This window comes from Shewanella sp. NIFS-20-20, from assembly GCF_019209865.1.
Lineage (GTDB): Bacteria > Pseudomonadota > Gammaproteobacteria > Enterobacterales > Shewanellaceae > Shewanella.
Genome location: NZ_JAHUTT010000020.1, coordinates 46,976 through 55,010, shown reverse-complemented (window position 1 = coordinate 55,010; position 8,035 = coordinate 46,976). Strand labels below are relative to the sequence as shown.

The 8,035-nt window shown below is 46.5% G+C and carries 7 protein-coding genes; all 7 read right to left on the bottom strand.

Going from position 1 to position 8,035, the window contains the following annotated elements; translation table 11 throughout:
• Window positions 1-207: 207 nt before the first annotated feature.
• The 7 genes from KU855_RS08575 to cmoA are packed head-to-tail and all read right to left on the bottom strand — an operon-like array spanning window position 208 to window position 7,948.
• Window positions 208-1,320 (bottom strand): DUF3541 domain-containing protein, encoded by a 1,113-nt coding sequence (locus KU855_RS08575; protein ID WP_371316337.1) that lies wholly within the window; start codon window positions 1,318-1,320, stop codon window positions 208-210.
• On the bottom strand, window positions 1,241-2,956 hold the full coding sequence (locus tag KU855_RS08570) for a hypothetical protein (protein ID WP_218529880.1): 1,716 nt from the start codon (window positions 2,954-2,956) through the stop codon (window positions 1,241-1,243). The genes KU855_RS08575 and KU855_RS08570 overlap by 80 nt, the downstream gene beginning before the upstream one ends.
• A complete protein-coding gene (locus KU855_RS08565; RefSeq protein WP_218529879.1) occupies window positions 2,956-3,906 on the bottom strand; it encodes an alpha-L-glutamate ligase-like protein in 951 nt (316 codons plus the stop codon). The genes KU855_RS08570 and KU855_RS08565 overlap by 1 nt, the downstream gene beginning before the upstream one ends.
• A 2-nt stretch (window positions 3,907-3,908) precedes the next feature.
• Window positions 3,909-5,414, bottom strand: coding sequence for an inactive transglutaminase family protein (locus KU855_RS08560; RefSeq protein ID WP_218529878.1), 1,506 nt, complete (start codon window positions 5,412-5,414; stop codon window positions 3,909-3,911).
• 9 nt (window positions 5,415-5,423) lie between these two features.
• Entirely contained in the window at window positions 5,424-6,173 is a 750-nt protein-coding gene (locus tag KU855_RS08555; protein ID WP_218529877.1) for a RimK/LysX family protein, read from the bottom strand.
• A gap of 54 nt (window positions 6,174-6,227) precedes the next feature.
• On the bottom strand, window positions 6,228-7,220 hold the full coding sequence (gene cmoB, locus KU855_RS08550) for a tRNA 5-methoxyuridine(34)/uridine 5-oxyacetic acid(34) synthase CmoB (protein WP_218529876.1): 993 nt from the start codon (window positions 7,218-7,220) through the stop codon (window positions 6,228-6,230).
• On the bottom strand, window positions 7,217-7,948 hold the full coding sequence (gene cmoA / locus KU855_RS08545) for a carboxy-S-adenosyl-L-methionine synthase CmoA (RefSeq protein ID WP_218529875.1): 732 nt from the start codon (window positions 7,946-7,948) through the stop codon (window positions 7,217-7,219). Before cmoA ends, cmoB begins: the two co-directional genes overlap by 4 nt.
• Between the last annotated feature and the right edge of the window lie 87 nt (window positions 7,949-8,035).

Genomic DNA, 8,035 nt, shown 5'->3' with positions numbered 1-8,035 from the left:
ATTGATATGAGTACGCGCCAAAGCTTCTGAAAGTTGCATAAAAAAATCCGATGACAAGGGGTCATCGGATTTTGATCCTTTCAGTGAGATCGTCAAGCGATCTGTCTTAACTGATCGGCATTAGCCATAGCGGCCCCTTTTATCAGCTAAAAACGGTACATTATAAGCGCCTATGTTGGCGGCATACTACCGAGCGCCTATTGTCTATCACTGTGGCGACTGCAGCACTGACACTTGTTTGGGTAATAAGTGTTTAGTGGCTGATAATTCGCCAAGTAATGGGCCTTTATGTAAGGTTTTTGGCCAGTTAAACAACATGATAGCTAACACATTCCTATGTTCTCCCATGGCTAAATCCGGATTGCCTCGCGGCGAAGGTATGACCTGATATTCAGCATTATATTGGGCGCTGATGGCGGCTTTGGTTTTATCGACGACGGGGTTATTTTCTTGGCCAGCCAGTAAGAAACTAATACCCACCTCGGTGATAATATCTGCCGTGGCATCGGTTAGAATACGGTCAATATTGGCTTCAAAGTAAGATAGGATCCACGCGAATTTCTCGGCATCAACTGAGCGTTGATAATATTGACTGTCAGCAAAAATAAAGTGCGTCATGCCATAGAGTTTATTTCGAAACTGTGCCTTGCTCAGCTGTTTATCTTGGTTGGCTGGGTACACGGCATTGAATGCTTGCTTGTATTGTTCAATGTAATCGCCCACCCCGATTTGTTTGGCCCAATAAGCATAATTAATCAGTTGCGCCGCCCAGGCTTTGATCATGGCGGGATCCGTTAATCCCTGCTTCAAATCAGAGGCTTTTAAGCCGGCGAGCAATTGGTCATGACACGGACCTTCAAGGCCAAATTCGTCAATACGGCTACTGGTTCTCAGTAAAATATCGGTATAAAACAGAAACTCAGGGAAGGGGGCCAGTGCTTTCTTTCTGGCTTTGGCGCGTGGACCTTTACCGAGTTTATCGATAGCTTGCTGAGCTTGCGCCGTGACAAATTGTTTATCATTGAGTTGGCAGGCATAAAACGCTTGAGTCGAACTGACCACATACAAATCGGTTAGCGCGGCATTGGCATACTTTTCATCGCCAGTCATGCGATACATGCGAATGCCATAGTGACCTAAGACACGCGGTGGCAGTTGGTATAAATGACGTTCCAGATGGGTTTGAATACTGCTGGATATCTGCTGATAATCGAACGCGGGTACCGGTGCATTGACCATGTCACGGGCGTAACTGCCGTAACTTAGTGCACATAAGATGAGACTCGCGAGTGAGCGCTTGAGGGGGAACATCATTGTCATAGTAAAAACTTCCTATGGGTAAAGTGCGTAAACTGTGTGGCGCTAACAGTGGTGTCAGCCGTTCCTGTAAACTATGATGTGAAGGATTAACTAATAGCAAATGTGTCATTTGCTTATCGGCTAACTCACGGCAGGCGGGAGTGAGCTGATATAGATAATTTGCCATGGCTTGCGCCCACAGCCGAGTCATCACACTGGCGCCCGAGGTTAGTTCTGATATACCGTAAAATGCGTTGTCAGCGAGTGGCCAAGGCGCGCCAAATAATTGGTTAAAATGTGTTGGTAAATCAAGTTCATCACCATAAAAATCAATAATGGCAGCGGCTTGAAACAGTTGCCAATTTTCCCGGTAATGTTTAAGGGTTTGCTCACGCTCGCCGATGCGAAACCAAGGATGGTAGGCTGGAGTCAATACTTTGATTAGCCAGTACTTTGCGAGAAAATCGTGTTCACCGGTTAATTCATTATGATTATTGAGACTGAACTGGCTACTGGCACTGACAGTGACGATGGCTTGGGCAAAAACGGCTAGCACCTCGTTGACTTGTTGCCAGCTATTGATATTGATGGGGTAATCTAAAACTACCTGAGCTATTTGTGCTGGTCTGGCAGCAAGGGACTGAATGTGCAATAGGGTTTTACTTTGATCCTTGCCATTAAACATCACGCTACCCAGTGCACGGTCTTGATAACTCATTTGCCAGTGATGAGGGGGGCCGACAATCTGATAGCCTAATGAGGTGAGCTTGTGGCGCCACGCCTCAAGAATGATGGCGGTCGACATCGCGCTTTGAGCCGATTTTTGTTGTTTGGTTAATGTTTGATACAGGCTCCAAGGCGCCATTGCGCTGGGATGATGGCTGGCTTGTTTGATAAAGTCTCGCCGCTGTTCCTCGCTCGCCATCGGGGTATTGAGCAATTGTAAATTGTTGTAGTTAGCCAATCCTTGCTCATTGGCTTGAGTCTGCCTTAAGGCGGCGAGGGCGTTAAGCGCTTGGCTATTGCGCGATTGAGCTCGTTGTTGGTAGGCCGTCCAACTACTTTGGCGGCACTGGCTACTGGGCTCTCGCAGTAAGTATTCTGCCAGTTGGCCCGTGACATTATCGCCACGAATATCTAAAGCTAAACATTGGGGATTATCGAGGCGTAAACTAAAGTCAGAATTGGCTAAATGGTAATGAATACTGGCTTCTAGGGTGGATAAAAACCCTTTTTGTTGGGGCGCTAGACGCTGCTGATTGAGGATATCGATACGCTGGGCAAATTGGCGGACATCCGCATCACTAGATAATAAGCCATGGGGTAACCAGGCTTGAATCGGCGCGCTCAATAAAATGGTTTGTAGTCGATCGCCGAGCACAATTTGGCAACGAGTGAGAGCTTGTTTAAACCCTACGCCACTGGGAAGTTCACTTAAGTGAAATAGGTCAAAATACAAACGACTCAGTGGGCTAAGTAACTCATCGATTTGCTTGGCGGCTATCTCAGGCTGGTTATTTAAGACGAACGATGGTTGGGGCTGAAGCAGCTCCTGACATGTTTGCAACACCGATAAGGGGTCATTTGCTGCGCTGGCCATCGATGACCAACAACAGCTCATGATTAAGCCAAACATGCCAGAGGCAAAACGGCTCATTAATTCGCACTTCCAAAGTGAGCTTTGGCATACTCAACTCGCTGCGCGACGGATAACGGCTGGTCGCGCAATCGTTCGACATGCTGGAGTCTGGGCAAAATGCCGAGGCCATTGGCAATTTGAATTGCCAACCCCGGGCGTGCATTAAGCTCCAGCATCAAGGGGCCTTTTTCTTTATCCAGTACCATGTCGGTACCTAAATAGCCAAGCTCACTCATTTCATAGGCGCTAGAGGCCGTATGTAATAAGGTGTCCCAATGAGGCACTTGTATTTTAACTAACTCCAAACCGGTATCTGGATGATGGATAATCGGTTGATTAAATTGCACTGCGCGGATCCCTTTGCCGGTAGCAATATCTAGCCCAACACCGACAGCGCCTTGGTGCAGGTTAGCTTTGCCATCGGAGGCACTGGTCGATAAGCGCAACATGCCCATCACGGGGTAGCCTTTGAATACGATTAGGCGTATGTCTGGGACACCTTCATAACTAAAGCCATCAAAAATGGGATCAAATTGGATAAGCCCTTCAACGATGGCAACATCGGACTTTCCGCCTAATGAAAATAAGCCACTGAGAATATTGGAGGCGTGACGATCGATTTCACTCGGGGTAACTTCTTGGCCACTGGGCTTATAAAAGCGGCCATTTTCCACTTGAGTGATCACTAAAATGCCTTTACCTCCTGAGCCTTTAGAGGGCTTGATAACAAACCCCTGATGGCCAGCAAGCATGGTAGGAATATTGGCAATTTGATGTTGTTCCGCAATGACGCCGATTAAATCCGGCACCGCAATATTGTTGGCCAATGCCAATTGCTTGGTGATTAGCTTATCGTCTACACGTTTATAAAATTTGCGGGGGTTATATCGCGCAATATAATCAATATTGCGTTTATTCATGCTTAAGACACCCGCTTGCTTAAGCTTCCATGGCGAGGCGAACATCATAGTCATTCTCCAGCCAAGGGCTTAAAGCGTTTTAACTCAAGTACTTTATAACCAGTATATTGGCCCATCAATAACACTAATGCCAAGATCACTAAGTGAATACCGAGGAAATTAAACACCCAATGCTGCACCCAAGTGGCACTCATTGCGAGGTAGGCTAAGGTCGCGACTAATAAGCTGCCTCCGCCTTGGATCACGACTTCTTTAGCGCCTTCCTCTTCCCACAAAATCGACATCCGCTCAATGGTCCATGCCAAAATGATCATCGGGAAGAAAGTAATGGTTAATCCTTCACTTAAGCCAAACTTGTAAGACAGAATTGTAAACAAACCTATGATACCAATAACCACAATAATGACCGCCGATATCCGTGAGATCAGTAACAGGTTAAGTTTTGATAAATAGGAGCGGATCATCAGGCCAAACGCCACGATCAATAAGAATCCGATCAAGCCAGTGAGTAAGGTTGTTTGAATAAAGGCGAGGGCAATCAGGACCGGCATAAAGGTGCCCGAAGTGCGAAAACCGATAATCACTCGCAAAAATACCACCACCAGCACGCCGACGGGGATGAGTAAGATCCCTTTAAACAGATTCTGTTCTTCTAACGGCAGTGCGTATAACGAGAAATCTAAATCATTGGCGTTGCGCATCATGTCAATCGATGTGGCTAACGCGCTGCGGGTATCTTTGAGCATGGAAAAACTCACTTGTGAGTTTGTACCACCGACCACATCTAATACCGATTGGCCGTGACGCTCCCATAACAGCACGTCATCTGCACGCCCTTGAGTGCCCGTCACTACATCAAACAAGTACCATTGGCCATCTTGATACATTTCAGCCATAGGGCGCAGCGTTTGGCGGCGGCGTTGATCTTCAAGCTTTAAGGCACTCACTTCGTGTGCGGCGATGCCTTTATCTTGTAATAGACGAACGAATAATTGGGTAGGGGTATTATTGGATAATAATAACTCCATATTTTGACTACGTTCGGTGGCACTAATCGCTTGCATCACTTGCTGAGCATAGGTGAGATTACTGGCACTTTTTTGCCAAGCGCTATCGGCCACTTGTTGCGCTGCGGTCATTTCGGTGGCTGGCCATGGGTAAGACTCAGGCACGGGAGGCGTCACGTCCGTTAAGATCTGGGTTTGACCTGTGGGGACTAACGTCAATTTGTAGTATAAATTTTGGCCGCCAACGGCTTCGCGGCTGGACCAAATGACCCGACGTTGGCCGTGAATATCGCCGATGGTCATGCCATAGCCCGGGGAGCTGGCATTTTCAGCTAACACTTCAAATGCCGGATCTTGTGGTAAGGTAAACGAAACCTCTGCCGGTTCATTAATCCCTTGAAAACTGATCTTAGCATCAACCGCCCAGCTTTGAACTTGTTTACCAGGCAAAAAGGGAACATTGTGCTCAATGCCACGAAAGACGCTTGAACCTATGCCAGTGACTAACAGTAGCGCCACCAAAATATAAAAGGGAGTACGAGATTGCATCCGACGGCCTTAGTTTGAATTATTGCTCATGGAGGGGAGTGTCTTGCCGTGCAAATACGCTTGGCTGACATCGACGACGGCTATGTCTTTCATAAACTTACGGCCGAGAAGTAGCGGGTACTCGAGGCCACTGCGGTCATTAAGGTTTAAGCTGGTTTCGGCTTTATAGTCACCAATTTGCAAGTGAGCCGAGATCACCGGACGGCGGTCACCACTGCTATGACTTTCATCGCCCTTGATGCGGACAAAGCGTTCGACTTTTGACTCAAATGTTTTTAACGGCGTATCTTTACCGTCGGCATTGACATCAAAACGCACCCATTGCTGACCATCGCGTTCAAATAAAATAATATTGCGTGCATCTAATGACGAGGATTCAGCCCCGGTATCGATACGAGTATCAAATCCGGCTTGCAGCTCATCAATAAATACAAACTCAACTTCGCCTAAGATGACTTTTTCTCCAAGACTATCTTCAGGACACGCTACGGGGGTTGGGGCCACCATCGGCACGGTTTGCCGATCAACGGCATCGACTTTTTCTTGCAGTATTTTTATTTCTTGCTGGAGATTATCCAACGCGGGTTGCTGCTGAGTGCAGATGCTACTGAGGGCATTAACTAGTTCGGTTTGCTGCTGTTGCAGCCCCTTGACTAATTGGTCATTAGTCAAGGGGCTTGGTGTCGGTTGCTTGGTATTCATCGCACAGCCCGCGAGAAATAACATGCTTACAGTGATCGCAATTTTAGATTTCATCATAGTGTTTGTTCCATTGACTATGGTATGAATTTTTTACAGCAACTAAGACCGCGTTCAGACTGACTCGGCATTGCTGGCTAATTTACGTGCAATAATTGTGGCACGTTTTGGTGCTGGATAACCCTCTACCGTGCGAGTAATGTCATCATTGGCGAGGTAATCGACCAAAGATTCATTAGGCATCCATTCAGTACTACGTTGTTCGGCTAACGAGGTTACATCAAGGTTGACACAACGAACATCGGTAAAATCACACTTTTCTAACCATAAGGTTAATGCGGCTACCGAAGGTAAAAACCACACATTGTTCATTTTCCCATAACGATCTGTGGGGACCAACACCGTATTTTCGTCGCCATCGACCACTAATGTTTCTAGCACCAATTCACCGTCATTGCGCAATTGATCGCGCAATTGGAGTAAATGATCGATGGGTGAACGTCTATGGTAAAGCACGCCCATTGAGAACACAGTGTCAAAGGCATCTAATGGCGGTAATTCCTCGATGCCTAATGGCAGGAGATGGATTGGCTTATCCGTGCCTTCTAAGCGTTTAACGGCTTCAAACTGACACAAAAATAATGGTGATGGGTCGATGCCAACCACACGTTTAGCTCCGCCACCTAACATGCGCCACATGTGATAGCCACTACCGCACCCGACATCTAATACGGTGCGATTTTTTAATGGTGACAAATGCGGGGAGACGCGATCCCATTTCCAATCTGATCGCCATTCTGTGTCAATATGAATGCCATGAATATAAAAAGGACCTTTGCGCCATGGGGCAAACATTTTGAGTAAGTTATGTAATTTCTGTATGTCCCCTGCAGCTAATTGCTCCGGGGTTCCAATGGTCACACTGTCAGTTAAATCGATATGCTCAGGTGCTGGAAAATTTAGTTTATTAAGAACTTTTTCCCATTTTGGCAGGTTGCCATGCTTATGTTGACGCTGCCATTCACCGAGAATAGCTGGCAAGGTCTCTAGCCAATGTTGCAAATTAGAATCGGCTATTTGTTTATAAAAGCTGCTAAAGCTGATCACTTAATGGCCACCATAGATGTGAAATTAAAACACTGAAACCAGGGGCTAAAATGCTTAAAGCCAGTGGCTGCTAACCGCGCTTGATGTTTTTCCATGGTGTCGGGTTTCATCACATTTTCTAACGCGCTGCGTTTTTGACTGATCTCAAGTTCACTATAACCATTAGCCCGCTTAAAATCTAAATGACGTTCATCCAGTAGTTGCTGGATCACCTCATCATCAAAGCATAACTTCTCAGAAATGACGAGAATGCCACCGGGTTGCATGCCAGCGTAGATAGCCGCGATCAACGCATCTCTATCTTCAGGGGGTAAAAATTGCAGAGTGAAATTGAGGATCACCATTGAGGCATTGTTAAATTGAATATCACGGATATCCGCGCAGACTAAGTCAACTTGAATATCGCTACGATAGGCATGTAGATTTTCACGACAGCGAGCCAACATCGACTCACTATTATCAACAGCGATAATGGTAGCCTTGCGACCTTCAATATGACGGCGAATGCTTAAGGTCGCGGAACCTAAAGAACAGCCCAAATCATACACATGGCTGTTTGGGGTGACAAATCGCTCCGCAAGATCACCTAAGGTATTGATGATTTGCGCATAGCCAGGCACGGAGCGACGGATCATGTCATTAAACACACCGGCAACTTTGCTATCGAAGGCAAAATCGGCGATGACATCGGTTGCCTGTGCGTAAATAGTGTCTTGAGAAGAATGCATCTCATACTCAATGGTTATGGATAAGCACTTATTTTAACGAATGCTCAGCTTGAGCGGCAAGTACAGTGCTGGTAATTTGGTACATTT